Source organism: Leptospira harrisiae, assembly GCF_002811945.1.
In the GTDB taxonomy this organism is placed as follows: domain Bacteria; phylum Spirochaetota; class Leptospiria; order Leptospirales; family Leptospiraceae; genus Leptospira_A; species Leptospira_A harrisiae.
In genome coordinates, this window is the sequence record NZ_NPDX01000002.1 from 173,996 (window position 1) to 200,363 (window position 26,368).

Below are 26,368 nucleotides of genomic sequence, written 5' to 3' on the forward strand. Positions count from 1 at the left end.
GATTTAAATATCGGCTAATTGGGTGTAAAAGAAAGACCAATAAATGTAATATCATCCGATTGTTCGCGGTTCCCACGAAAATTTGTCATCTTGGCATCTAATAGTGCCGGGATTTCCTTAACGGTTTTTTGCGCATTGAAATGTAAAAATTCGATTAACGTCTCTTCACCAAAAATTTCGTCTCTTTCACTGAATGCTTCCGTGATTCCATCGGAATAAAGAAAAAGCTTAGTTCCGGGGATTAATTTGAGTTCTTGGGCGTGGTAATCGGTTTCTAAAATTCCAAGTACCCTTTGTGTTTTCGAATGTAATTTGATTTGTCCATCGGCCCGCATTTCGATTAACGAAAGGTGACCGGCATTCACGTACTTAAAAATATTTTCTTTTGAATCAAAAATTCCACCGAGCAGAGTCATAAACTCATTTCCTTTATAACGTGCTCGAAAAAACGAATTGATCTCACGAAATAATCCTTCAAGGGAAGTACCATTTCTAAGTTGTTCTCTCACAATTCCTTTGATAGCACTGACTAAAAAACCAGTACCGAGTCCATGTCCAGCAACATCACCTAACAAAACGATCATTTTTGTTTGAGAAACAGGAATGATATCTAAATAATCTCCAGAAATTCCAACCGCTGGTTTAGATATATATCCATAATCAATTCCCTTAACTTCACTTGGTAAAATGAGTCTGAGTGTATTGTCAACAATGGATGCCGTTTGGATGTCTCTAACGATTTTTCGTTTTTGAATTTCATCTTCTAACAAACTATAGTTTTCGAGTAACATTCCGGAAATTTTTACAACTTCATTGATGAATTTAAGTTCTCCAATTGAAAAATATTTTTTATCTAACTTTTCTCCAATGAGAATCATTGCTTGGATGTTCTTTTTGTTAGAAGAAGAATCGTAAGCCGGAAATGCTAATTGAACATTTAAACCTTTTAGAAAGTTATACAAGGTTTCACGTAATCCAATTCCATATTCGAGATGGGAAGTGACAGTGACTCGATCTGTACTTTTGAAATAATTCCATATTTCTGATTGAGGAGAGATCCTTACGAAGTTGATGTTTTTTAAATCGGTACTTGCGAATTGGTCACCAGGAATCAAAATAATTATATTAGAAATGTTAACAGTTTCTTTTACCGTTCGATTGATAGTGAGAATTGTTTTTCGCATGGAAAGTGGCGAAGACAAAAGCCCGGTGATTTTATTGATCCCTTCGCTGAGTTTTGGATTTTGTTCAAAAAACCAGTAATCAAATAATTCCTTCACCCTGAGTTTGAGTGGAATCAAATAAGCAGTAACCAAAAAAAGATAAATGAGGTTAAAAACCCAACGATCTTTTAGGTATCGAATGGGAAGAATATAATCTAAAATAAATATAGAGCCGATGTAAGTTCCTAAAATGATAGAAACTAGGATTAAAGTGACAATACTCGGAGTAAAAATGACCAATGAAGGGACAAAAGTATAGCGGTATGTCCCATAAAAAAAAGAGAGAATAAACAAGAGATATGTAATGATAAAAAATGATCTATGTACAAAAAACCAAGGATAACCATCAAAAAACAGAATACTGATTGGAAGAGCTACATAGAGAAAAATCGAAAACACCAAAACAATTCTTTTGACTAGAGCTTCTTCTTGCGGTTTTGATTTGATGATGTCGTAAACATTGGCAAAGATATTAATGGAGCCAAATAAAACTGTGATTGCATGTGCTACCAAAACTACTCTTTCAATTAGCAACGTATCATATTTTTCTTGTGATGCGATCATTGCCATAATAAAGGAAATGAGTATTTGAGGCAAAAGCCATTTTGAGTTGATCTCTTTTCCTCGAAGTCTGTAGATCAAGTGGTATTGTAAAAAACTACCTAAATATAAGGTTAAAACAAATAAGAAAATTGAATTATTAAATGTTAAAACAAAAACATTAGAAAGAATCACGAGTCCAAAATTAAAGAAAAAACCAAAGATTAATGCATCTCTTGTGGAATAATAAAAATAAACTGCGATGGCTAAACTAAAAAATGCCAAAAATAAATCAGAAAAAAATACTCCAAGAACATCTGTTTTGCGAATGGTTTTTAGTTTGAATTCTTCTTCATAAATTTCACCTTTGTGGTCTTTGATATGTAACCGAAAGGTACTTATATTTGAGAAATCGGTGATTGATTCAAATTTTTCTAAATCTTCCTGGATCACCGAGTTTCCCCAGTGGGTATGGTTCTCATCACCAATATTTACAATGAGCCCTGATGGATAATGATAAAACGGCAATCGTTTTGTATTGTTTTGAAACCCTATAAAGGAAAATAGAAGAATCAAAAAAAACAAAAGAGAAGATAGTATGGTGATTGCAAGTTCTCTCATTTGATTTCAGGCTCTTCGAAACTAAATTTGAGTACAGGTTCGCCGCGTTGTTGGATGATGATTGGGCCCTTATCCATATTGATCATATTTTTCCAACCCATACTGGCCACAACTTCTTCAGAATTTCTGGTAATTCGGAATTGTTTTCCTTCCTGAACTATATATAGTTCTGAATATCCAATTTTTCCTATAATCATTTCGTAATTTTCTTTCCAATCTAACTTTTGAAAGGTGGATTGTATTAAGGTTTTTATATCAGAAAAACCTTTTAAGATACGAAGTCTTGACTGTGAATAAACAACGCCTAATATATATGAAAGTATAATACCAATGTGTTGGTAGGATTTTCCTGTATTAAGGATCACAAAAAACCAACTTCCATCTTCTACTTGAAAAAACTCGATTAGATTTCTGTTGGTTCTTTTGAACGCAGTAATTTTCCAACCCATCAATTGTGGAATGGTTCCTGTTTCTAAAAGGTTTTGTACGCGCACCGCATATGCAGCTTCCTTTTGGTATTTTTTGTTCTCTGAAATATGATAGGAAAGGATATGATTGTGAATGGTTAATGCCGATTGTCCAGCTAGCAGGGACAAACTATGGGTTGCATCTGCATTTGGAATGTTTGAAACGGCTATGAATCCAAATAATTTTTCCCTAAATATAAATGGGTAAATGTAATTCGCATGTAGTTCCATAAAGTCATTGTTTATATTTTCGTGCGAAAAGGTTTCGGCAACCGAAGCCCCATTTCTTTTGCTGAGTAAAAAGGATTGGAAACTAGTTTTGACTATAATGTCTTTTGTTGGACTTAATTTTTTTTGACGGCCCCGAAAGTACGAGTGGAACGCAAAGGTTCCATTTTGTGTGAGAACAGCCATAGTTCCAGAATGACTTCCCGTGATTTTTACCATATCGGGAAAAACGTTTTTGATGAGTGCATCAAAGTTAAACCGTTTGATTGCCTGTCGGTAGGATTCAGCGTCTTCTGTTAAATACTCTGATAAAAATCGGGTGCGAATGTAACGAGTGAGTCTTTCAATAATAGGAAGATATAAGATAAGTGCAAATGCACTTGTTAATAGTAATGCCAGTTCCAAATGATAAGACATTTGATCAGGAATTTGTGATAAAATTAGAAAATACGAAACATAAACTAAAAAAATAAACAAAGTGCGTGTAAAGATATTTGTAACCGAAAGTTTTAATTGATAACTCGACGGTAAAAAATATTTGAAAGCACTTTTGAACTTATTAAAATTCATGTTGTGTAGTAAGCATTTTCCTGGATATAACCTTCGGTAAAATCACAACTCCAAAAAGTTTTTTGAAAGGATCCCGTATTTAAAATTACGGAGATATGAATTTCTTCATTTGATTTTAGATAGTCAGCTAACTTTGACTTGGTGTCTGTGTCTGCTCCTTTCACTGAAATTCCGCCCAGTTGGATTTCTAAAGAATCGTATGGAATTGGTTCATCGAATACTTTTCCGATTGCCATTACGAACCTTCCCCAATTAGGATCTCCCCCGTAAATTGCTGTTTTTACAAGTGGAGAATTGAGGATAGACTTCCCAATTTTTGTCACTTGTCCATCATCTCTTCCATGGGAAACAGTTAGTTCAATGAGTTTGGAAGCACCTTCTCCATCGCGGGCAATCATTTTGGAAAGATCAGTTGCAATTTCTTTTAAGTGTGATTCAAACACATCATCAGGAATCGATCCAAGTACACCAGAGCACATAAGAACTACCGTATCACTTGTGGAAGTATCAGAATCGATGGTAACACAATTATAGGTTACATCAACTACTCGTTTCAAAATTCCTTGGAGGTCACCAGATTCAGGAAGATAATCGCAAAGAATGTATGACAACATGGTAGCCATGTTCGGTTCGATCATGCCTGCCCCTTTGGCAATTCCAAACATCACTCCTTCACCAGCTTGGTTTGTGATCGTGCGATAGGAGATTTTTTTACGAGTGTCGGTTGTCATAATGGCTTCCGCCACTTCATCTAAATTTCCTGGTTTTAAATCTGCCTTTGCCGTAGAACAAGCATTAAGTATTTTTTCAATAGGAAGCGGAACTCCAATCACTCCTGTTGAGGAAGGGAGAATGTCCTTTGGTGGTATATTTAAAGATTTGCCAAGTTCCGTACAAATTTGGTAGGAATTTTGGATTCCTTGTTCACCTGTAGCAACGTTGGAGTTTTTAGAATTGATGACTATGGCTTGCAAATACCCATCTTTGATATGGTCACGGCCAACATAAATGGGTGCACCAGGAAAATTATTCCGTGTGAACACAGCCGCCGCCTGACATCGATTTTCTGAATAAATGACTGCAAAATCTAAACTTGTGTCTTTGATCCCTATGTTTTTGCCGAAGGAATAAAATCCCAATGGAAACTTCATAAATACCTACCGGATACCAATATTCTATCCAGTGATTTCTCTTACGAGAATCTATTTTTTGGGGAATTCAAAGGTGAAAATAGAACCACCCTTGGGATTGGGAGTTACAGAAACTTCTCCGGAATGGAGCCTAGCTATGTGTTTGACAATAGATAGTCCAAGGCCTGTTCCACCTTCTTTTCTGGAACGGTTGGTATCCACACGGAAAAAACGTTCGAAGATTCTTTCGGCGTCTTCTGCCGAAATACCAATTCCCTGGTCCACCACTTGGATTTGATTTTTATCAACTGTTGAAGAAGACCTTACAACGACATTGGAACCTTCCGGACTATACGCAGAGGCATTGGATATCAAATTCACCAAAAGATCTTCAAGTAGGAGACGGTCTGCTTTTACTCGAAAATCGGAAGGAATGTCTAAAACTAAATTTTGTTTTTTCTGGGAGTAAATGACACCTAAGGATTCTGATACATTTTTTACTAAATCAAAAAGTGAAAACTCAGTGAGATTTAGAACGGTTTTATGATTTTCCAACCGAGAAACAGTCAACATATCTTCTACAATTCGAATGAGCCTGTCTGTATTTCTGAGTATGGCATCTAAAAATTTTCGTTCGTTTGAATCTTGTGGAAGTTTTAATTTATATTCCAAAGTTTCTGCATAACCTTTAATCGATGTTATGGGGGTTTTTAATTCGTGTGAAGCATTTTGAAAAAATTGTTCTCTAATGAGTTGGTTTTGCCTATCTTCAGTAATGTCAGACAAAACTCCTATATACAATTGGATCATAGAATCCGATTTGATTGGATAAATTCGAGCTGTATAAAAATGAAGTCCATCTTGGAACTCTGTTTTACCTTCTACACCATGATGAATTTTATCCTTAATGAAACTAAGGAGTTCTTTATTTTTGATGGCAGGAACATAGTCTTTGAATTGGGAATTTTTCTGGATTAAGGTGTCAGAAATATTACGATTTAAAAATAAAAATTTTTCATTTCGATCAATCGCAAATACACCTTCCTTTAAATTTTGTAATAAATAATTAAATTTTTCTTTTTCAACTGTCAGGTCCAAAAATTGCACTTTGAGTCGTCTTGCCATTTCATTGATAGAAGAAGTTAAAGTTGCAAGTTCTCGAATGTCAGGTGAAGAAAGTTCAACACCAAAATCTCCCGCATTGATTTCCTTTGTTTTTTTCTCGACAGTTGCCAGCGGATCTGTGATTCGCATCGCAATGTTAGTCGAAATATAGAAAGTACCAAAAATAGATATTAAAACAAAACCAAAAAGGATGAGCGGGCGAACTGCGGGTACAACTAGATCGTAGATATAAAACACACCCAAGGCTAGGGTCAGTAAAACAAGTAAAAGACCCCAGTTGAGTAACAGTAATGTAGAAAAAAAACTACGCATCTCGGAATCGGTAACCGACCCCGCGAATGGTTTCTAATCTTTCTTTTTCGGAAAGCAATTTGTCACGTAAACGTTTGATATTCACATCAACAGTTCTGTCCGTTACAAAAACATCTTTTCCCCAAATTCGATCCAGAAGTTTGTCCCTAGAAAAAGCAACTCCAGGATTTCCTGCGAATAGTTGTAAAAGTTTGAATTCGATTAAAGTAAGATCAATTTCAGTGCCTTCCACAAATACTTTGTGTGCAGTTGGATTGATTTGGATTTTTCCTGTGGAAATGGTTCCTTGAACTTCTTGGCCAGGTTCCGTAGTCCTTCGAGTAACGGTTCTTACTCGAGCAACAAGTTCGCGAATGTTAAATGGTTTACGAATGTAATCGTCTGCACCAAGCTCAAGGCCAAGAACTACATCTGTTTCTCCAGTTTTTGCTGTTACCATTAAAATAGGAATATGAGGGTATTTTTCTTTGATCCGTTTGCAAAGATCCATCCCACCAATTCCTGGTAACATCAAATCTAAGATGATTCCGTCGGGTAAGTTTTTTTCTAAACGTGGGAGGACTTCCATCCCATTATGACAAACTTCAGTCTGAAATCCTTCTTCCTCTAAATGGAATTGGATGAGTCCTGCAATGTCTTCTTCGTCATCTACAATTAGTATTTTCATGAATTAATCCAAAAGTAACAGGGATTCATTACAAAAAGAATACAAAATGATTACAAAGAAACGATATATCTACTTGTCGAGCATTTGGTTGATGTCTCGGATGGCCTGGCGCTGTCTGAGTAACAAAAAACCTAGGAATCCAAAAAACAAAAAGAAGGCCAGTCCATACACCCAAAGTAGGGAGCGAAGTCGGGATTGTTCTTTTTCGATGGCTTGGATTTCTTCCAAGTGGGAGATGAGAAAGTAAAAATGGTCTGCCTTGGGGTAGGATTTTTTAATTTCTGTACGGAGGTCTGAAACCAGGACTTTTGAATCTTCTTTTGATAGGGATTCGATGAGAGGGAGTGCCTTATCCAAATCCATTTTTAAAAATTCATCCGCAGATGGCAACGCCTCGGCAGAAAGAGAAACGGCAAAAATAAGAAATGGGAGAACCAATAAACCTTTCACGAATACTTTAGACCTCTTCAAATCCAAGTTTCTCTTTCCATTCATTCAGAAAAGGAATTCTTGTGTTGAGGAGTAAAAAGCCAAGCACCAGAGAATAAAAACAGAAAAACAAACTGGAACTTATCAAAATTGGTAAAAGTAATCCTGTATTTTCATGATAAAAAACAGATAAAAACATAGTTCCCATTGGGATCATAAATAACAAAATAGAAAGACCAACAGAGGAAAATAAAAACTTAAGAGGCAAAATTTGTCCTAACACTCGCAAGCGGATTACCTGTGGGGCATCGGAATTTTTTAAAAATGGATCTGGATGGCGAAATACTTGGATTCCGCTTTTCGATTTGGAATCAAACTTCGATTTCATGTGACCACCATTTCCTTAAAAGATCCTTCCCTCGAGAAATATGGCTTTTGATTGTCCCAAGTTTAATATTTAAGTCGGATGCGATTTCTTTGAGAGGTTTGTTTTCAAAGTAATGTAGGAGAATCGGCATTTGGTAAGATTTTGGCAATTTCGAAATGAGTGAACGTAAAGTATGGCTTGTTTCTTCTTTATCTAAAATTTCAATAACAGAAGGTCCGGTCTTATCTGCAACAATTGAGATATCTTCTTGCCAGTCGACAATTGGTAGTTTTTTCTTTTTAAAAACTTTTGTTAGGCGAAATCTTGCAATTTGAAATAACCAAGTGGAAAATTGTGATTCACCACGAAACTTACTGAGAGATTCATAAGTTTGTAAAAATACTTCTTGAGTGAAATCCTCAGCTTCTTCATCGGTGAGGAAGGCTTTTTTGGCTTGGGAAAATACCATACCTTGGTATCGTTTCATTAGAACTTCGAATTGGGACACGTCTCCTCGTAAGATCGATTGGATAGAATTCCAATCTTCCTCATTGCAGATTCGTTGCACCGACTCTACCGGTACATTTTGTAGAAGGTCAATAGACCGAGTCCAATTGCGAATGGGATTAACCCTCCTAACATCGCCATAGAACTTCCTAAGACGAGTATAAATACAAACGATAAGGCAAAACCAGTGAATGTCAACAAAAGACCTAGGAAAAATGAATACAATCTGATGTCAAAACTCCAAGGTTTGTACTGACCTGATTGAATGAGTGCCATTTTTTGTTTATGCCACCACTGAAACAAAAAAAACAAAAGTGTGGTACCAAAGATGATTCCCACATTGGGAACTAAATACAAAACCAAACGGTAAGGATCGGATCCCCCAGCTTTTTGGATTTCTGTTAATAAACTTATAATTGTTTCATATTGTTCTGGAGTCATACACAGCTTCTCCGATTAAATTAGATGCATATGTACTCAGTAGAGACATCCCTTCTGGTTTGTCACATTGGAAAATTTGTAATCCTATATTTGTTGTATCGGAATCACCTTTTTTTAGACTTCTGAGACTTCCGTAAAAAGTATAAGGTGAAGAATTGATGACCATCTGGAAAGACACAGGAGAACCTAATGTTCGATTTTCAATATTAGTTCCAACAGGTAAGGCCATCCCAATTCCACGCCCATCCTGGCTAATATCTCTAACGGGTGTTGTGCGAATGATCGTTTCCCAATCTTTCGCATAGGCGAATTCCAATTGAAAAACGAATTCTTCTGCTTTTTGGTCTAAAAAATTAAGTAAGGGACCAATTCCTTCTGGGCCTTCGATATTAGATTGTAAAGTAGCATTCCCTAAATCTGGTAAATTACTGATAATTTCAAAATAACCAAGCAAAACTTTTGCATTTGAGAAAAAGGGAAAAATCAAAGTAGATTTTGCATTATTCAAAAGAAGTGAATCTAAGTAGGATCGAATATAAATTTCGCTAAGTTTTTTGGGACTAAAAAAACCTCTGTCTGTATAAAAAATCCTACGATTCGCATCACGCACGTAATATGGTGCTTTAGAAGTAGCAAGGGCTTCCATAAGTTGGGTGTCAGCTGCATAATAAAATCCAATTTGAATTTTTTTGATAAAGTAGCCATTGTTTGTTAGAATTTGTTCCAGGTGGATTTGCCATTGGTTCAATGTTTGGTTGATGATTGATGTTTTTCCGTAAATTGAAATTACTGTCCCCAAATCGGCGGTTAGTGCCATCTTCAATTCATAAGCGGAAATGTCTTCGATGGATGCTCGTTTGGCAGACCTCTCTAGTGGTTCGATGAGAATTTCATAGACTTGAAGTAAATCATCTTGGTAGGGATTGACAGGTTTGACTCGGAGTTCGACTCTATTTTCTTTGAGAACACAAACTAGGGATTTTGGTTTCTGCAGGATCGGTTCTGTAGTAGAGATTGTGATGTGGACCGATTTGAGGATATCATTGACAGCCATAGGATTTTGGAGAGTAAACTTTTGTTTGGTATCCTTGTCTTGGAGAACTGTTGTTGTTAGTTTGGAAACGATTCCCAAAACAGTCCTTTGGTCGGTCAGTCGGTATTTTTTCATGGTCTAAGCAGTATGATACGTAAAATTCTATTTTTTGCCATAGTTTTTCCATCATTTTTGCCTTTATGGGCAGAAAAAGCTAAATACCAATACTACGGAAAGGCATACGATCTGAGTAATGGGAAGTATATATATTCAGACAATCATAAAGAATATTATAATAATGGAAAACACATCTATTCAGATATCCAGTACAAAGATGCTGAAGGAAAAGTTTTTGGGACGAAACATATTGAGTTCGATAAAAACTCCGAAGTACCTACTTTTAAAACCGAGGACTTTCGAGATGGATATATAGAAGGTGCCGATGTAAAAGGAAAGTTAGTTCGTTTATTTTCCAAACGGAAAAAAGAAGATTCTCTTTCTGAAAGAACCTACACACCAAAGTCTCCTGCGGTGATGGATGGTGGTTTTGATTATTTTGTAAGAAACAATTGGGAACCTCTCGCAAAAGGAGAAAGGATGGCATTTCATTTTATTGCTCCCATTCAGTTGGATGATTATAAGTTCGCAGTGGAAAAAATTCGAGATGGAGAATGGAAAGGAAGATCAGCTTTGTATCTACGACTAGAGGTTGATAATTTTCTTTTGAAACAGGTTGTGAAACCTTTTCTTTTAGTTTATGATGTCAGGACCAGGAGGATTTTACAATTTGAAGGACTTTCCAATATCAATGATGAGAATGGTAAAAGTTTGAAAGTAAAAATCGTTTATGATTATCCTAAGGAAGTTTTGGAACCTTGACACAAAGGACTTTCGATCAATTTTTTAAAAACCCAAGGACCTGGAAAGATGATTTAGTGGCAGTCGGTGGGGATTTTTCTGTAGAACGTTTGTTATATGCATACAAACACGGAATTTTCCCCTGGTCGGAAGATCCTGTCCGCTGGTATTGTTTAGACCCTCGTGCTATTTTTGATTTAAAAAGAGTTCATTTTTCTAAAACCGTTCAGAGAAAAGTAAAACAAAATAAGTTTCGCATCAGTTATAACGAAGCCTTTTCGATTGTGATGCAAGCATGTTCATATAGAGAAAAAGATAATACTTGGATCACACCTGGTTTTATCGAAGGTTATGCAGAGTTACACAGGTTAGGTTGGGCGCATTCAGTAGAAGTTTGGAACTCAGAGAATGTTTTGGTTGGTGGAGTTTATGGAGTTGCAATCGGCAAATTTTTTGCAGGGGAAAGTATGTTTTCCTTTGAATCCGATGCAGGAAAGGTGGGTTTATTTCATTTATTCGAAAAATTAAACCAGTCACAATTTGAACTTTTTGACACCCAACAGCTCAATCATGTAACTTGGCAATTGGGTGCGTATGAAATTCCTAAACTATCTTATTTGGATCGATTGGAACGTGCATTAGGTGAATGTGAACCTTGGATCATTCCACCTTCACACGACTAAATTCATCCAACTCCACTTTCCACAATTTTTGAACTTCGCCGGTAACACTTTTCCATTCCTTTTCACCTAACTTCGGAGCGCGATAGGGATCAAAATTAGGATGCTTTTCCCAAAAAAGATCCAAATCAGCTTTGGAAATGGTGGTTCTAAAAATTTCGGCTTCTTGGATTTCTGCATCAGGATTGTTTTCTCCCTGAATGAAAAAAGGTTTAGAAAGACTTAAGGAAAGTCTGTGGAACTGGTGGAGTGCCAAAGCATAACCAATACGAAGGAGCACCAAACTATGGTATTCAGTATTTGTTTTTCTGTAATCCGATGCATCATTGAATGTGAGTGCTGAATTACTTCCATAGATGATCTGTGCTTCGTGTTTTTGGTCTTTGTCTATTTCTGTTTCGAATCGTTTGAATTCTTGTCCTAATATTTTTGGTAAAACAAGATTCGCAAAACTAGGTAAATTTTCATGGTTCCCATCTCGGAGTGATGTGATCTCTTGTTTAGAAACATCTTTCGATTGGCAACCAATGAACAAAACAACAGTTACAAATAAATTGAGAACAAGTTTCATCTTATCCTTTATTTGACTTAATTTTGGCAAATTCTACATCAATGCGACCGGTTAACATTTTGAAATACATGATCCAATCGGAGATAAAAGAATAAAATGGATAGGTAAAGGTAGCTGGACGGTTTTTTTCCACAAAAAAATGTCCTATCCATGCGAAGAAATACCCACTAACAAGAGCAAAGGCTAAGATATAAAATTTACCTGTAGATAAAAATCCAAGGATACATCCTAACGCTAGACTTGATCCAACAAAGTGAAGTGCACGATTGAACGGATGGCTATGTTCCTCTAAATAAAAAGGGAAAAAATCTTTGAGTGTTTTGTATTTCTTTTCCATGTATGACTCCTTACACTTGATCTTAATCAATAATTGTACTTTGCCAAGACAAAAATGATTCTAATCTTAGAGTTTATCCCTAGTTTTTTCGTCTATATTCGATAATTCGGATATGATTTCAAATTTGTGTTGCGCGTTAGTGGGTACTGACTAATGTGCATTAACATTTAGAATCTAACAGAGAGTTAATTTTACAAAGAAAGCAGGAGAATGTATGAAACCTAAATCGATTAAACCGGATGAGCTGAGCAAGATTTTTGCCGAACTTAAAAAAGGCGAAGAGTCTGCTATTGGAAGCTATTTGGTCAAAGGGGTTCGCCTTCAAATCAGTAAATACAATCTTTCCGGTGCCGAGCGAGTTCAGTTGTTATACAAACGAAGAAGAGCCCAAGGGATGTGTATTGTATGCGGAAAAAAAGTCACAAAGAAGAATCCATCTACAGACCAACTCTATAGATTGTGCGAAGAACACCGCAATAAGATTGATAAAGGTTCTAAGTAACCGATTTATTTGAGAGAGTTTCCCGCCTTTCTATGCGGGAGCTCACTCCAAACTATTTCTCTCTCTTCCTCGGTCATCCTAGACCAATTTCCAATCTCTTCGATGGTTCGAAAACAGCCCGCACAGAGCCCTGAATCTGGGTCCATCATACAAACTTTGGTACAAGGCGATTTTAGTGACATAGGCCTGAAAATAGTAAATTTTTATAAATTTTCCTAAGCTAGTTTGGGAATCCGTCGATCCTTCCCATAAGGGAAAAGGAATTCGCATGTTGGATTGGGTAGAATCACTTAGAAGTTTATTTACTAATGAAATAGACTGTTACAAGCGCCTTCTGGAATTGGAAGGCAAAAAAAGAGCGGCCATCCATTCTGCGGACGGAAAAGCCCTCGAGTCCCTTGTCAAAGATAGTTATCATATTATGGTAGAAGCCTCCGAATTGGAACGAATTCGAATGAAGGCCATCGAAGATGTGTACGAAAAGGAAAAATTCACAAAAGACGAATCTTCCATCACACTTACTAGTTTTTTAAACCAAATGGATCGTGAATCCAATTTTAAACTCAAAACCTTTGCTTTAGAATTAAAGAAGGTCGTGGCGGATCTGAAAGATGCCATCATCACAAACGATAAACTCTTAAAAACAAGAAAAGAGTTTTTGCAAACAACAGTTGACTCTTTGCAAGAGTTATCCAGAGAAAAAGTTTATACCTCACACAAACAACCGACAAGGCGTGGGCAGGGCCAAAAAGGCGCGATCATTTTGAACGCGACTGCCTAGGAGAATCGTATGGGATCAACATTCCAAGGAATTGAAATAGGAAAACGAGGACTTTCGGTCCACCAACAAGCGATCCAAACTACAGGTCATAACATATCCAATGCGGATAACAAACATTATGCTCGCCAACGAGTCGTCATGAACAGTATGGATCCTCTTTATGAACCTGCGTTCAACAGAGCTGAGGTTCCGGGACAAATTGGACAAGGGGTCAAAGTTTCCGAAATCGAAAGAGTTCGTGATAATTTCATTGATGACCGTATCATTGATTCTTCTTCTCTCAAAGAATATTGGGGAAAAAAGAATGATTATTTATACCAAGTAGAAACTGTTTTTAATGAACCAACAGGAACAACACTTCGTTCTATGATGGATCAGTTTTGGTCTTCTTGGGAAGATCTTTCTAACTATCCTGAAGAAACCGCACATAGAGCCGTGGTCCAAGAAAAGGCGGAAGCCCTTGGTTCCAGAATGGAAGATGTGTATCGCAAACTTTCTCTCTTACGTGACCAGTCCAATCGTGAGATCGAATCCAAAGTAAATCATTTGAATACAGTCGCAGAGAATATCAAATCTCTGAACGAGAAAATCACAAAATCACAAGCATTAGGTGATAATCCCAATGACCTTTTAGACAGAAGGGATGAACTTTTGCAAGAACTTGCGGGAATGGCAGACATTACCATTGGTCGCAGTGATGAAGACGAACTAATGGTTTTTATTGGCCAACAGATTCTTGTCCAAGGTCAAAAGGTTCATAAAATTGATTTGGTCGGAAATCCAAATAACGATGGCCTTCTGGATTTAAAATGGTCTGAGACTGGTGATACAGTCCTTCTTCGAAAGGGAAGTATCCAAGCTTTATACGAAATCAGAGACAGAATCCTTGTCGAAAAAATCAATGCGGTGGATGCCCTTGCCATCAATGCGATGGATGTGATCAACGAAATCCATAAAGATGGATTTGGTTTGAATGGAAAAACCAATCTTAACTTTTTTGAAAGCAGAGCCCTTGCCACCAATACCTTTGGTGAAATTGATACCGATGGGGATGGATTAAATGATAAAACGGCTGTGTTTCGTGTGACAGGTCGCACATCAATTGATGCCGATCGTCCGATTGGAATCTCCGGAACCATGCGTTTTCTAAAAGCAAGTCCTGGGGGAGAAACTGAAATTTTAGTTCCTTACTCCAAAGATGATACTTTGAATGCAGTCATCAAACGAATCAATCGTTCGGAAACTGGTGTTGTGGCTTATATGTCGCATGACAACCAGTTGGCGCTAAAAGCAACCACGAACCCGCTGGATAAAAAAGAAAACTTTATGATTCGTCACTTGGAAGATTCAGGGGAACTTCTTGTGGGCCTTACAGGAATTCTAACGGCGACGGGAGTGGCTGGATCTTTTGATTACCGAAAAGTAGGTGAGATCAACAAATTCCAAGCTAATGCCCAGGACATCACTCTCACACCGATGTATCATCCTTCTTCATTCTTCAAAATGTCTGAGGATGTGAGAAACAATCCGGCAAACATTGCGGCCGCTCGTGGAAAAGATGTAAATGGATCTGGCGATTACAATTCGCCTAATGGGCAAAAAGATGGATCGAATGCCCTTCTCATCGCAGCGGCCCTACGTGAAAAACCGGTGATGTTTGATTATTCCAAAACAACGGATGATTTTTATAACTCACTCATCTCAAGACTTGGAACAGAGGCACGAGAAGCAAAACAAGAGTATACCACTCAAAATGAACTGATGGTGGAACTAGAAAACATGCGTCAGTCGGTGATGGGTGTGAACTTGGATGAGGAGATGGCCAATATGGTTCAGTTCCAACAATCCTATAATGCTTCCGCAAGAATGATTTCCACACTCAATGAAATGTTGGATCTCGTCATCAATAGGTTAGGTGTATAATCATGATCAGAATTACTAACATGATGCAAAATAATTCCTTGGTGCGGAACTTAAACCGCCACCAAGTGGCGATGGACGAAACCCAAACCCAACTCGGTACAGGATTAAAAATCCGGAAACCATCCGATGATCCGGGTGCGGCCACAAACCAAATGTACTTTCGTTCTCGCCTGAACGAACTTTCCCAATATGAAGAAAACATTGGGGACGGATACCAAAGGTTACAACAGATTGATGGTGTTCTAGACAAAATGGGAGAAATTTTCCAAAGGGCTCGTGTCCTTACAGTTCAGGCCGGAAACGGAATTTATCAAGGGGACAAGGGATTTGAATTGGAAGTGGCGATTGGTAAAGAGATCGACCAACATTTACGTGCCATTGTGGATCTTGCGAATGCTCGTGATGCTACCGGGCAACCTTTGTTTGGTGGTCATGTGATCGAAAGACCACCTTTTGAACCAATTGAATCTAAAATTAAGGGTCTGCAAGGCCTAGAACTCAAAAACCAATATGTGGGCGTTGAGTATCGCGGTGATATCGGTGAACAACTCCGTGAAATCGAAAAGGGCGAATACATTCCCATCACGATTCCTGGAAATAAAGTGTTTTGGGGAACCAACGTCAGTGTCACTTCCAAAGTGGATAACTCGGCTTACCAAGCCACTTCCGACCAAAAGTTCAAAATTGATGGGGTGGAGATTCATATCTCTGTCGGTGATACGATTGATGATGTGATTGATAAAATCAATAACTCTCCACTCGAAGTCAAAGCAAGTAAACTGGCCCAAGATAACATTTCGATTTCTTCCACTGCACCTCACCAAATTTGGTTGGAGGATGTGGATGGAGGAACTGTACTTCGTGACATTGGTCTGATTGAACCAAGTGCCAGCGAACCACCGAATAACTTTTCTAAGTCGGCAACAGTCACTGGACTTTCTGTATTTGATGTTCTCATCCAACTAAGAAATGACTTAATCCAAAAAGACCAAGAACGAATTGGTGGTAGGGATTTGGGTGATTTGGATTTGGCTTTGGAAAATATCCTCCGCCACCGGTCAACCATTGGTGCTCGTATGAATCGTTTGGAACAACATGAAGAACGTGTTTCTTACGATAAGATGTATATGACAGAACTTCTTGCTAAAAATGAAGGAATCGATTTCCCGGAAACAATTATGAATATGAAGTGGTTAGAAACAATTCATAGTTATGCGCTCAATGTCGGTTCTAAAATCATCAAACCAACTCTTATGGATTTCCTTCGGTAACGGAAACTAAATGACGGTTATATTAGAAAGAATAGAAAGTACAGGAACTAGAATGTCGGTAACGATTCACACAAAACCTTTCGGAACTATCCAAGTGGACTCTAAACAAATTCTAAAATTCCCACAAGGGTTACTTGGATTTGATGAATTTGATGAATATGCTCTCATCGAAGAAAGTCCAGAAAGTCCATTCAAATGGTTACAATCCACTAAGGAATCAGGCCTTGCGTTTATCGTCATCCAACCAGAACTGTTTATGAATGATTATAAACCAGCCGTTTCTGATGAGGAATTACACGACATTGGTCTTACCTCATGGAAGGAAGGTCTCATTTTTTTGATTGTTACCATTCCTCATGACAATCCCAAAGGAATGACCGCTAATTTGCAGGGCCCTATCATTTTGAATGGAAAAGAGGGGAAGGGCAAACAATGTATTTCTCGGGACGAAAATCATCCCATTCGAAAAAACATCATTGAATCTATGGAAGAGATGTCTTCCGAAAAGGTATAGCTCGTGTTAGTTCTTGCGAGGAGAAGCAACCAGTCCATTATGATTGGTGATGATATCGAAATCGTGATTGTCGATATCAAAGGTGACCAAGTCAAGATTGGTGTCAAAGCTCCCAAAAATGTTTCTGTCCATCGTGCAGAAGTATATAAAGAAATTCAGGAAGAAAACAAAAAAGCAGCCGGAACCAATATCAAACCAGAAGATTTGGGTAAACTTGGTGATTTGTTCAAAAAGAAAACTTAACTTGATCTTTCTTTCGATTTAAGTTTCTCTGGAGCCAAGCTCTAGGGAGTCACACTATCATTGAAACGTAAAATTTTAGTTTGGTTGTTGCCACTCATCGTAGTATGGTTCCAACGTTTGATTGGCCTTACTTCCAGGTTTCGTTTTTTGACAAACGAACAATACGAAGATTTATTCAAAAACAAAAAACCTTTTATCTATTCCATTTGGCATACGAACGTTTTGTACTCTCCGTATTTGCATCGGGGGAAAAACGTTGCTGTTTTGATTTCTGAATCCAAAGACGGGGATTATATCAACCAAGTCGTTCATAGGTTTGGAAACACAAGTGTTCGGGGTAGTAGTTCCAAAGGTGGATCAAAAGCATTAAAGGCTGTGATCCAACATTTAAAAAAAGGACTACCTGCAGCTTTTACGCCTGACGGCCCGCGTGGACCCGCCTTCATTCTCCAACCAGGAATCATTGCAGCAGCGCAGGTCACTCAAGTTCCCATTGTTCCCTTTCATTATGAATGTAGCAGGCAGTGGATTTTAGAAAGAGCTTGGGACAAACATAGAGTTCCTAAACCCTTCACAACCTTTGTCGTATCTTATGGAGAACCCATTTCTGTTCCTCGTAATTTAAATGAAGAAGAGTTTGAACAGATACGTCTAAAGGTGGAAGATGCTATGCTAAACAATCGGAACCGTGCGATTTTGGAAGCAGAAAGAATTCATAAAGGAGAATCCCAATGACAGCAGTGTTTGAAGATAAGGTGGTCGTATCCACAGCCAAAACAAAGTATGAAACTAAAATTAGCGCAGGAAAACATCATTGGATCTCTGATGAGCCAAAAGAAAAAGAAGGTACGGACCTCGGGCCAATGCCTACAGAATTACTTGCTTCTTCTTTAGGTGCATGCACTTCCATCACAGTAAGAATGTATGCAGATAAAAAAGAATATCCTTTGGATTCTGTGGAAGTTCATGTAACAATCGATAAACGATCGTCCGAAGACCATCAATTTACAAGAGTTGTGATTCTTTCTGGAAATTTAAGCACAGAACAAAGGGAAAGGTTACTTGCGGTTGCCAATGCTTGTCCGATTCATAAAATTCTTTCGGGAAAAATTGAAATTCAAACCTTTCTGGGTTAGTGAATGATTGCTAAACCCAAAGTGGGATGACTGTGGCAGAACCACCGTCCCATTCGATCTTTGTATGGAAATTTTTTCCTTCTTGGATCCTTGGGACTTTTGCTCCATTTACATAAAAAGTTCCGCCTGCGTATTCATGGGTTTCTCGTTCTTTCTTTTTGCTAATGGAGTGGTGCATATGACCCGAAAGAACCAAAGGAACTTTTTTCCCAATGGATTTTGCGTAATGAATGGCTTCTGTGAGATCCATATCTCCCCAATCCCCACCTTCTTTTTTAAATTCTGCTCCATAAATTGAATTTTTAGCAGCACCCAAACCAAAGGGCCCGTTATGCGAAAGAAAGAATAAATTTTTTTCTTTGGTTCCATCGATCAGACGTTTGTATTTATCGATCGATGTTACGATATTAGAAACCATATAGGTTTTTTTCATATAAGGTGCAAAACTGAGTCCCCCACCCATCGCATGAGGTCGACCAACGATAAGACTCAAATCCAATTCTTGAGACAACACTAGGGAACTGTATCCAAGTAAGCTGATTGGTTTTACCATGTTAGAAAGTTTTTTCATCCTTCTGATTTGGCCAATTTGCCCACTTTGGATCAGGAGTTTGGATTGGATCACTTCTCCAATGATAGATGTTAAACTCATCCCGTCCCAATTTCCCGGTATCATATACGCACGTTTGGTGAGACCTTGGAAAGAAAGTTTTCCAAGTTTTGGATTTCCACGAAGGTCTCCTGTAAAAAACAAACAATCATAATCAGAAGCATTGAAGTATGCGATATCTTTTTGGTTCCAATATCCGTGGATGTCACCGATCAATGCAAATTTCATTTGAGTTTGTCTCCTTATTTAATCTTTATTGCGAATGGAACTAATGGAATTACGAATGAGGTCTTCTGACTTTCCACCAATACGTACGAATGCAGGAGGTTTTCCAACGGGTGCCGAAACTTGGATCTTTCTGTAGCCATCATAAGTCGTTCCAGTCCACAGATGTAACCATCTTCCACGAGGAAGATATACTTCCTGAACAATTTCTCCACTTTCCACCACAGGAGCCACGAGAAGATCGTCTCCTAAAAAAAACTGATATTTGTATTTTAACAAATTTTTATCTTCTGGTTCGACTAGGTAATTGTGTCGGACTACTGGGATTCCTGTTCTTGAAGCTTCTTCCACCAAACTTTGAATATATGGTTTTAGAGCAAAATGGATTTTTGCAATTTTTGCAAATAAGGCAACTGTATCGTCATCACTAAGAGATTTGGTTCCATCCGGTTTGGTATAAGTATACACTTGCCAGTTTTTGAGAGGTTTATTTCCTTCATGAGTGCGGAAAACAGGTGTGAAAGCTGAGGCTTCTGCCCATCGTAATAGAAGTTCTTTGGATCTATGGTAATTTCTGAGTGGATTGGAAATGGTTGTGTATCCACCAATATCACTATGATTTAACGCATAACCGCTGATACCCGAACTTGTGAGTCCGATGATGGAAGAAGGAAGGCCATCATTGGTACCAAAGCTTACCATTTGGTCTCCTTCCCAAAAGAGAGTGGAGTGGGCATTGGAATAACTGTATCCAGCTCTTGTGAAGAAAACAATTTTTCCTTCCATTCCTGCTTCTTTTATGGCCTCTCGATTGATTTTTGCCCAATCTACTGGATAACGGTTGTGATAGATTTTGGCATCAATTCCAGAATACAATTTTGCATCATACGGTAACCATTCTCCAAAATCGGCCATCCAACCAGATAGACCCATTCCGATCATATTTTTTTTGATGAGATCCTTCGTCCAACGAACGGCCGCAGGATTGGTCAAGTCAATGAGGTAAGCGGGGAACCCAACGGTTTGGATAAGGTAATCCTCACCATTGGAATTTTTGACCAAGTATCCTTTTGATTTTGCTTCTGCTAGAAGCGGGTTTGTAAAATCATCTCCCGGTTTTTTAGGATCGGTATCGGCTAAGAAGGAATTAATATAACCTAATACTTGTACGTTTTGGTCATTCATTGACTTTACAAATTTTTTAAAATCAGGGTACAAAGAATCATCCGCATACCACCGCCATTTGAGTTGGTCGCCAAAATTGGTAACTCGGCGTCCACACCAATCTTGGATCCAAAGAGCCGTGACAGGATTACCTGCATCTTTTGCTTGTTTGACGATGGCAGAAACTTTTTCTGTTCCCCCTTGGACACCGAGCCAAGTTCCGTAAGCCCAATCAGGGAGTTTTGGGAATCTACCTGTTTTTTTAGTATATGCTTCGATGAGTGATTTAGAAGAGGTTCCAATCCAAATGGTTCCGGTTAGTGATTTTTCGGATTGGAAATCCCAAAATTCCACTTTTGTTTTTTTAGAATTAGTAAAATCAAAATTCGCATAACCGCTGTTTTCGAAAAAAACCGAACGGTTTTCGGAAGTGATGTAGTGGGGGATGGGAGCGTAAGTTGTGTATGCGTTTCCACCGGCACCAGCCATAAGATTTGCTCCGGCAGTGATCGGTTGGTCTCCCCGTCCTACTCCTTGTTCCTCTGTAAATAAAAAGGGAGTTTTTCCTTTGAGTTCATCATAAGTGAATTGTTCTCCTAAACCAAAGATTTTTTCATCAGGTGAAGAACCGTATTGGAACTGAATTCTGTTTAAGGTGGGATCAGAAAGCGAGATTTTAAATTCCACTTCGTTATCCGATTTAGTTTGGAAAAGAATTTGGTAATCAGTGGAACAGTCTTTACCACTTAACTTCCCTTTAATGGTAACTCTCCCAGGTTCTTTTTTGATTTCGTCTATGGATTGTTTAGTGCAAGATTTTAGTAGACTTTCTTTAAATTGAAAGGAAGCCATTCGGTATTTGGATATCGTTTCTTTGGTGTATGACAAAAGAAATGGCTCTTCAAGGGAAAGTTTGATAAAGTCTCTTCCCTGCGATTGGTTTCTTAATGTGAATTCATTTCTTGATTGAATCCATTGGACTTTTTGAGTGAGGGAATAAGATTCTTCTGAAATCGGAAGACTAGAAATGATGCGAGAGGCACATTCCAAAAAGAACAGTGATAGAGATAAAGAAATCAAACGAAATACCATCGACCCCTCCAGGAGCAGAGATTAGTGGATCGATGGTTTGAGGTTTCGTAAATTCTTTTTTAAACTTTCTTGCGATCGACTCCACCAACACGAGGTGCCGCCGCCGCCCCTTGTTTGGCGCCAAAAACAGCCACTGCTTGTTTTGGTAGGCTAGATTTTCTCCATTCAAACCAAGAACCTTGGTAAGTAGTGACATCAATATAACCGGCTTCACGTAACATCAGAGCAAGTAAACAAGAGCGAGCGCCATTGTAATCGTAAATCACAGTAGGTCGTTCTGGCATAAAAGGAAATCCATTCAGGCGTTTTTTGAAAAGAGAGCGTTCGATAAGATTTGCCTCTCCATCGTATAAGTTTCTCCAATCCCATAAAAATGCCCCAGGCAAACGTCCGCAAAGAGTTCCTTCTTCTGGAGCAGTGAGGCGAGGCAATCGGCCTTCATATTCGTCCATGGTCCTCGCATCAAAAATTTGGAGTTTAGTAAGATTTCGTTCCATAAAGGCTTTGTCTACAACGCCTTCAATGGGTTTTACTTTGTCTGCGATCGGAGGTTCTATTTTTAGATCGCCTTTGGCCTTTTTTCCAGTGGCAGGCCATTTTTGCCCAAGAACATAGGCATCCTTGATGCCCATCCCACGAAGTAAATACACCATCCGAGTGGAAAACATTCCCATTCCCTCGTCGAAAACGATGATTCGTGTTTTTTTTGATTTTTGAAATTCTTGTACTACGGCTACCATTGGTCCGTACAATTTCTTTTGTGATTCTGGATCAGATCCGAATGCTTTTTTGATAAATGGATAGTAGTAAGCACCTTCCAAAGTTTCTTCTTCATATGCTGATTGGGAACGACAATCGATGAGGAAGTCACCAGGTTCTATTTCGGTTTTTAGAAAGTTCCAGTTCAAAAAAGTATTCTCCTATTTCTTACATTACTTTTCCACCCCTCGAATTTTTGAAAGTCTGAAAACCAAAAAAAAAGTTCATCTCTGGTTTGAGACATAATGAGAAAAGAAATCAATTGGATGCCAGTTGATTCTACTGGGTAGACCAGCCGATAATCACTGTAATCGGTATTTCATGATTAGGCAGCTGCACATATACTTTGGATTGATTTTGTTTTTTTTGGCAACAGAAGTTGTTTTTGCGGACCGCACAAAGACTTATCTTTCGTTGCAATCGCTAAAGATGGAAGTGGAATCATGGAAGGAAAAAAAACCATCCTCCCAAATCAAAAAACAAATACGTTCGCATCAAAGGTTTCTGATGGATGATGGAACTTGTCAAATTGTACCTGCATCCCGTATTTCATCCGTCACATACTTTCGATTCAGTTGTCAAACTGATTCGGAACCTCTACTCATCCAATTCCAATCCAATCAAAAAAGGAAACTTGAAGTTGGGAAATTTCAATTGAGAGCCATCCATCATATCGGAAAAAAACAGTATTTAGAAATTGAAACCGGTCTTGTAGTGGGTGAAGCAAAAACACTGGCCAGATTGAATACGGATGATACCGAATTGGATTATCCTCCAAAAAAAGAGATCCCTGTTGTCACGGAAAACAAACAAACGATCAACTCATACAAACCCATTCAGAATCCTAATTTATTTTATTTTAAATCTATATCTCAAAATCCCAAAAGAAGAAAAGAAGTTCCTTCCAATATTGAAGTGTTTTTTGATTCTTCTTGTCCACTGGAGTTTATCGAAAAGGATGAGAGTTTTTATTGGGACCAAACGGTATCTTATGTGTTTCGTATTACGTGTATTCGCGATTCAGTATATAGTTTGATTCGCGTGCCATCAACTTCATCTGGTGATTTGGTAACTTCAAATACGATTTGGAAAGATCCAAAACCTGGTGATCGAGTTTTAGGAAATGCCGTTTTGAAAAAAATTACCGAAACGCAAACCTTTTGGGAGAAAATCGTTTTGTATTATGAATAAATTAATTAAATTCAGTTTTTTCTTTTTTCTTATGAGTTATTCTTTGTTGGCACAGGTAGATCCTGAACCAGCTGTTGATTCTATTTTTCGTTCCGTGGTTCTTATTCGTAATGAAGGATTTAATACAGAAAATAAAACTCAACCATGGATGAAAAAGAATTTGTACACGGGGTTTGGATCTGGATTAGTTTTACCAAACCAAACCATTTTGACAAATGCACATGTCGTTCGCGATGCCAAACGAATTTTAATCAGAAGCAGTTTTACTAAAAAAGAATATATAGCTGATGTTAAATATATTGGTTATGATTGTGATTTGGCTTTGTTACAAGTAAACGATCCTGAATTTTCGGAACAAACCACTACTCTTTCCTTTTTAGAAGGAATTCCAAATTTAGGTTCGGATGTATTACTATTAGGTTTTCCAAATGGAAATGATAGTTTGTCAGTTGAAAAAGGATCTATCCTTCGTTTTGAAAAAAATCGTTATACTTACTCTGGGTTAGATTATCGAAATGTTTTAAAGATCAACGCAAATATCCAACCAGGAAATTCAGGTGGCCCTGCCGTTCAAAATGGAAAAGTGGTTGGTCTTGTATTTCAAATTAGTACTTTAGAACAAGGAATTGCTTATCTGATATCAAATGATATCATTCGTCATTTTTTAGAAGATATCAATGACGGAAAATATGATGGCTTTCCTAACATAGGATTTACTTTTCAAAATGGAAATCCAAAAAGTTTGAAACAAGCCATGAAGGTTCCTGCCAACCAAACCGGAATCTTTGTGAATCGAATTTATCCTTCTTCTACGTTTTCAAAGGTTTTAAAAGAAAAGGATTTTGTCTTTGCAGTTGATAATTTATCTCTTTCGAATGATGGGGAAATTACTGAGTCAAATAAAAAAGAATTCATTATCGATTGGATCGAAAACAAACAATTAAATACCAAAGTGGCGGTAAGCTATTACAGAGCAGGCAAACGTTACGATGCGGAAGTGAACCTTCAGAAAAACTATGCTTTGGATTTATATCGGGACTCTACGGAAGATTATTTTTTACAGGCTGGATTTGTTTTTCAGCCAATTACGAGGTCTTTTTTTCATTCGGAAGATGGGGACTTGGATAGTTCTTTAAAATATCATTATAGTTATTTCATTCAAGATTTATTATACAGATATACCACTCGGGATATAGTGTTGAGTTATACATTCAATGATCCTGAAACTTCAAAGTATAAAAAGTATAAATACAAAGTTGTTGAGTCGATTAACGGAAAAGTACCGAAAGATTTAAATGAATTTAAAACTATTTGGAAAAATGAAAAAAAAGGTTTTATTGTTCTCAGGTTTCGAGGGATGGATTTGCCCATTGTGCTTAGGCCAGAGTCTATTTACCAAATGAACCAACGTGTGAAAAAAAGATATGGTGCAAATTATGAAGAGTTTTAAATTTATTTTTGTAATTTTTTCGATTGTTACCACCTTATTTTCGCTTGGTGCTGAGGATTTCGAAGATAAACGAGTTATCGAATCTAGGATTACATTCCAAAAAACAAGCCACCAAAATCCTTGGCTTGTAGGAGAACCTTTTTCTAGAAAGTTAAATTTAATTTATTTAGGCAAAGGCCTTTTTTTTGGAGTTACGTTACCAAAACAAAATCCCGTATTTGCTGAATTTGAATCTTTCGATTATTCAGTTCCCAAGTTAGGAATCAAATCTTATGATGAAGAATCAGGTTTTATTCTTTTGGAAACCAGAGAGGTTCCTAAACTCCCTAAATCTGTGGTTTTGGATTCCAAATCAGCCGCCAAACATTGCCCAACGGGTAAGTCTCGTTATGTATTTCTCCCATTTTCTAAAACGCCAATCAAAGTATTCTTACTTGAGAAAAAAACATCTGAAGAATCTGACTTTCTTTTCAAAAATCAAGTGTTATGTGGTGTAACTGTTGCTGAATTTTTAATTCCAACAGAATATGTGGAAGCATTTTACCGGACAGAGGGAAAACCGTTTCCACACCCAGGTTTGGTATTTGATGTGAATTTAACTCCATCAGAACGTGAGTATTATTCAAAAAATAATACCAACCCACTTTTAGTGACTGAGGTGGTACCTGGTGTTGGCCCTGCTTACAATTTGTTTCCTGGTGATTTAATCACAGAAATCAATTCAAGTCCTCTTTCAAAGATTGATGATTGGGATCGTACAGATAAAGTATATGATTTGATTTTGCGAAAACCAAATGGCACTTTGCGTGAGTTAGGTGAAACTGTTCAGTTGAAACTCCATAGAAATTTCCAAAACCAGAATGTAATTTATGATTTGAGAGCTTACGATTCGAATGATTTTTTAATTCCGGAAGAAGCCAAAAAAAGAAAACCATTGTATTTGATTGTTGGTGGATTTTTCTTTACGGAACTTACGAATGCGTATTTAAAAGAGTTTGGTTCCGAATACCGAGTGAAGTCGGAAAAAAAACTAGTTTATCTTTCCGACTACTACCAGAAGAAAGTGCACCCTGTTCGGGAAAAGATCGTGATTTTAAGTCGTGTTTTTCCCCTAGAAGGGAACCTAGGATACCAAGAATTTCAGGATTTGGTATTAGAGAAGGTAAATGGAACACGAGTTACGTCTCTTAGCCAATTAAAAACCCTGCTCCAGTCGGAAGAGACCACCTATTATGCGTTTGAGCTGTCCGGTGGAAAAATCGCATTTTTTACGCGTAGGGAAATTTTGGATCTCCAACAAGAATTGCAACTGACTTATAAATTGGGCCGTGCCTACAACTTAGAAGACTAAAACTTAAAAATAGATTTACAATTGTTATAGATTGGAGTTCCCTTTACTCT

29 protein-coding genes are annotated in these 26,368 nt (G+C 37.7%); 13 read left to right on the forward strand and 16 right to left on the reverse strand.

Annotated elements, in window-relative coordinates:
* Positions 1-14: 14 nt before the first annotated feature.
* From CH364_RS10645 to CH364_RS10690, 10 genes are all read right to left on the reverse strand, one after another.
* Entirely contained in the window at positions 15-2,384 is a 2,370-nt protein-coding gene (locus tag CH364_RS10645) for a PP2C family protein-serine/threonine phosphatase (RefSeq protein WP_100743887.1), read from the reverse strand.
* A complete protein-coding gene (locus tag CH364_RS10650; RefSeq protein ID WP_100743888.1) occupies positions 2,381-3,649 on the reverse strand; it encodes a hypothetical protein in 1,269 nt (422 codons plus the stop codon). The genes CH364_RS10645 and CH364_RS10650 overlap by 4 nt, the downstream gene beginning before the upstream one ends.
* Positions 3,646-4,800: a bifunctional glutamate N-acetyltransferase/amino-acid acetyltransferase ArgJ gene (gene argJ, locus CH364_RS10655; protein ID WP_100743889.1), complete on the reverse strand. Its 1,155-nt coding sequence runs from the start codon at positions 4,798-4,800 to the stop codon at positions 3,646-3,648. Before argJ ends, CH364_RS10650 begins: the two co-directional genes overlap by 4 nt.
* 51 nt (positions 4,801-4,851) lie before the next feature.
* Entirely contained in the window at positions 4,852-6,216 is a 1,365-nt protein-coding gene (locus CH364_RS10660) for a HAMP domain-containing sensor histidine kinase (RefSeq protein ID WP_100743890.1), read from the reverse strand.
* Positions 6,209-6,883 carry a response regulator gene (locus tag CH364_RS10665; protein WP_100743891.1) on the reverse strand — a complete coding sequence of 225 codons (675 nt, stop codon included), beginning with the start codon at positions 6,881-6,883 and terminating at the stop codon, positions 6,209-6,211. Before CH364_RS10665 ends, CH364_RS10660 begins: the two co-directional genes overlap by 8 nt.
* Before the next feature lie 69 nt (positions 6,884-6,952).
* Positions 6,953-7,333, reverse strand: a complete 381-nt coding sequence (locus tag CH364_RS10670) for a hypothetical protein (RefSeq protein WP_100743892.1) — start codon at positions 7,331-7,333, stop codon at positions 6,953-6,955.
* A gap of 7 nt (positions 7,334-7,340) precedes the next feature.
* Positions 7,341-7,700, reverse strand: coding sequence for a hypothetical protein (locus tag CH364_RS10675; RefSeq protein ID WP_100743893.1), 360 nt, complete (start codon positions 7,698-7,700; stop codon positions 7,341-7,343).
* Entirely contained in the window at positions 7,684-8,187 is a 504-nt protein-coding gene (locus tag CH364_RS10680) for an RNA polymerase sigma factor (RefSeq protein WP_279306199.1), read from the reverse strand. Before CH364_RS10680 ends, CH364_RS10675 begins: the two co-directional genes overlap by 17 nt.
* Before the next feature lie 65 nt (positions 8,188-8,252).
* Positions 8,253-8,627: a hypothetical protein gene (locus CH364_RS10685; protein WP_100743895.1), complete on the reverse strand. Its 375-nt coding sequence runs from the start codon at positions 8,625-8,627 to the stop codon at positions 8,253-8,255.
* On the reverse strand, positions 8,608-9,795 hold the full coding sequence (locus CH364_RS10690; RefSeq protein ID WP_100743896.1) for a hypothetical protein: 1,188 nt from the start codon (positions 9,793-9,795) through the stop codon (positions 8,608-8,610). Before CH364_RS10690 ends, CH364_RS10685 begins: the two co-directional genes overlap by 20 nt.
* Before the next feature lie 12 nt (positions 9,796-9,807).
* Here CH364_RS10690 and CH364_RS10695 point away from each other — a divergent pair, with 12 nt between their 5' ends.
* The gene (locus CH364_RS10695) at positions 9,808-10,539 is read left to right on the forward strand and encodes a hypothetical protein (RefSeq protein ID WP_100743897.1); all 732 of its coding nucleotides are present in this window, start codon (positions 9,808-9,810) and stop codon (positions 10,537-10,539) included.
* Positions 10,536-11,201: a leucyl/phenylalanyl-tRNA--protein transferase gene (gene aat, locus CH364_RS10700; RefSeq protein ID WP_100743898.1), complete on the forward strand. Its 666-nt coding sequence runs from the start codon at positions 10,536-10,538 to the stop codon at positions 11,199-11,201. The genes CH364_RS10695 and aat overlap by 4 nt, the downstream gene beginning before the upstream one ends.
* Here the strand turns inward: aat and CH364_RS10705 are convergent.
* Together CH364_RS10705 and CH364_RS10710 are read right to left on the reverse strand one after the other, a co-directional pair.
* The gene (locus CH364_RS10705; RefSeq protein WP_100743899.1) at positions 11,179-11,769 is read right to left on the reverse strand and encodes a hypothetical protein; all 591 of its coding nucleotides are present in this window, start codon (positions 11,767-11,769) and stop codon (positions 11,179-11,181) included. The genes aat and CH364_RS10705 overlap by 23 nt on opposite strands.
* Before the next feature lies 1 nt (position 11,770).
* Positions 11,771-12,106, reverse strand: coding sequence for an Mpo1-like protein (locus tag CH364_RS10710; RefSeq protein ID WP_100743900.1), 336 nt, complete (start codon positions 12,104-12,106; stop codon positions 11,771-11,773).
* Positions 12,107-12,320: 214 nt separating this feature from the next.
* Here CH364_RS10710 and CH364_RS10715 point away from each other — a divergent pair, with 214 nt between their 5' ends.
* The gene (locus CH364_RS10715; RefSeq protein WP_100743901.1) at positions 12,321-12,608 is read left to right on the forward strand and encodes an LIC10235 family protein; all 288 of its coding nucleotides are present in this window, start codon (positions 12,321-12,323) and stop codon (positions 12,606-12,608) included.
* Positions 12,609-12,613: 5 nt separating this feature from the next.
* Here the strand turns inward: CH364_RS10715 and CH364_RS10720 are convergent, their stop codons facing one another.
* A complete protein-coding gene (locus tag CH364_RS10720; RefSeq protein WP_100743902.1) occupies positions 12,614-12,790 on the reverse strand; it encodes a DUF1289 domain-containing protein in 177 nt (58 codons plus the stop codon).
* A gap of 86 nt (positions 12,791-12,876) precedes the next feature.
* On the opposite strand from CH364_RS10720, the gene flgN reads away from it, so the two are divergent.
* Genes flgN through CH364_RS10755 form a run of 7 tightly spaced genes read left to right on the forward strand, consistent with a single transcriptional unit; the run spans position 12,877 to position 18,476 of the window.
* Positions 12,877-13,389: a flagellar export chaperone FlgN gene (flgN, locus tag CH364_RS10725; protein ID WP_100743903.1), complete on the forward strand. Its 513-nt coding sequence runs from the start codon at positions 12,877-12,879 to the stop codon at positions 13,387-13,389.
* A gap of 9 nt (positions 13,390-13,398) precedes the next feature.
* Entirely contained in the window at positions 13,399-15,312 is a 1,914-nt protein-coding gene (flgK, locus tag CH364_RS10730; RefSeq protein ID WP_100743904.1) for a flagellar hook-associated protein FlgK, read from the forward strand.
* A gap of 5 nt (positions 15,313-15,317) precedes the next feature.
* Positions 15,318-16,583, forward strand: coding sequence for a flagellar hook-associated protein 3 (locus CH364_RS10735; protein ID WP_231292547.1), 1,266 nt, complete (start codon positions 15,318-15,320; stop codon positions 16,581-16,583).
* A gap of 52 nt (positions 16,584-16,635) precedes the next feature.
* The gene (gene fliW / locus CH364_RS10740; protein WP_207762285.1) at positions 16,636-17,097 is read left to right on the forward strand and encodes a flagellar assembly protein FliW; all 462 of its coding nucleotides are present in this window, start codon (positions 16,636-16,638) and stop codon (positions 17,095-17,097) included.
* A gap of 3 nt (positions 17,098-17,100) precedes the next feature.
* On the forward strand, positions 17,101-17,340 hold the full coding sequence (gene csrA / locus CH364_RS10745) for a carbon storage regulator CsrA (RefSeq protein ID WP_012390131.1): 240 nt from the start codon (positions 17,101-17,103) through the stop codon (positions 17,338-17,340).
* A 60-nt stretch (positions 17,341-17,400) separates the two neighbouring features.
* Positions 17,401-18,075: a lysophospholipid acyltransferase family protein gene (locus tag CH364_RS10750; protein ID WP_100743906.1), complete on the forward strand. Its 675-nt coding sequence runs from the start codon at positions 17,401-17,403 to the stop codon at positions 18,073-18,075.
* Positions 18,072-18,476 carry an OsmC family protein gene (locus CH364_RS10755; protein WP_100743907.1) on the forward strand — a complete coding sequence of 135 codons (405 nt, stop codon included), beginning with the start codon at positions 18,072-18,074 and terminating at the stop codon, positions 18,474-18,476. The genes CH364_RS10750 and CH364_RS10755 overlap by 4 nt, the downstream gene beginning before the upstream one ends.
* A gap of 10 nt (positions 18,477-18,486) precedes the next feature.
* Here the strand turns inward: CH364_RS10755 and CH364_RS10760 are convergent, their stop codons facing one another.
* The 3 genes from CH364_RS10760 to CH364_RS10770 are packed head-to-tail and all read right to left on the reverse strand — an operon-like array spanning position 18,487 to position 22,475.
* The gene (locus CH364_RS10760; protein ID WP_100743908.1) at positions 18,487-19,314 is read right to left on the reverse strand and encodes a metallophosphoesterase; all 828 of its coding nucleotides are present in this window, start codon (positions 19,312-19,314) and stop codon (positions 18,487-18,489) included.
* Positions 19,315-19,332: 18 nt separating this feature from the next.
* The gene (locus CH364_RS10765) at positions 19,333-21,567 is read right to left on the reverse strand and encodes an alpha-glucosidase (protein WP_100743909.1); all 2,235 of its coding nucleotides are present in this window, start codon (positions 21,565-21,567) and stop codon (positions 19,333-19,335) included.
* Positions 21,568-21,626: 59 nt separating this feature from the next.
* On the reverse strand, positions 21,627-22,475 hold the full coding sequence (locus CH364_RS10770; RefSeq protein WP_100743910.1) for a sulfurtransferase: 849 nt from the start codon (positions 22,473-22,475) through the stop codon (positions 21,627-21,629).
* A 208-nt stretch (positions 22,476-22,683) separates the two neighbouring features.
* Here CH364_RS10770 and CH364_RS10775 point away from each other — a divergent pair, with 208 nt between their 5' ends.
* From CH364_RS10775 to CH364_RS10785, 3 genes are read left to right on the forward strand one after another with little or no spacing between them, the layout of a single operon-like run.
* Positions 22,684-23,517 (forward strand): LIC11113 family protein, encoded by an 834-nt coding sequence (locus CH364_RS10775; RefSeq protein WP_100743911.1) that lies wholly within the window; start codon positions 22,684-22,686, stop codon positions 23,515-23,517.
* Positions 23,510-24,967 (forward strand): S1C family serine protease, encoded by a 1,458-nt coding sequence (locus CH364_RS10780; protein ID WP_100743912.1) that lies wholly within the window; start codon positions 23,510-23,512, stop codon positions 24,965-24,967. Before CH364_RS10775 ends, CH364_RS10780 begins: the two co-directional genes overlap by 8 nt.
* Positions 24,954-26,318 (forward strand): PDZ domain-containing protein, encoded by a 1,365-nt coding sequence (locus CH364_RS10785; protein WP_100744729.1) that lies wholly within the window; start codon positions 24,954-24,956, stop codon positions 26,316-26,318. The genes CH364_RS10780 and CH364_RS10785 overlap by 14 nt, the downstream gene beginning before the upstream one ends.
* The last annotated feature ends 50 nt before the right edge of the window (positions 26,319-26,368 follow it).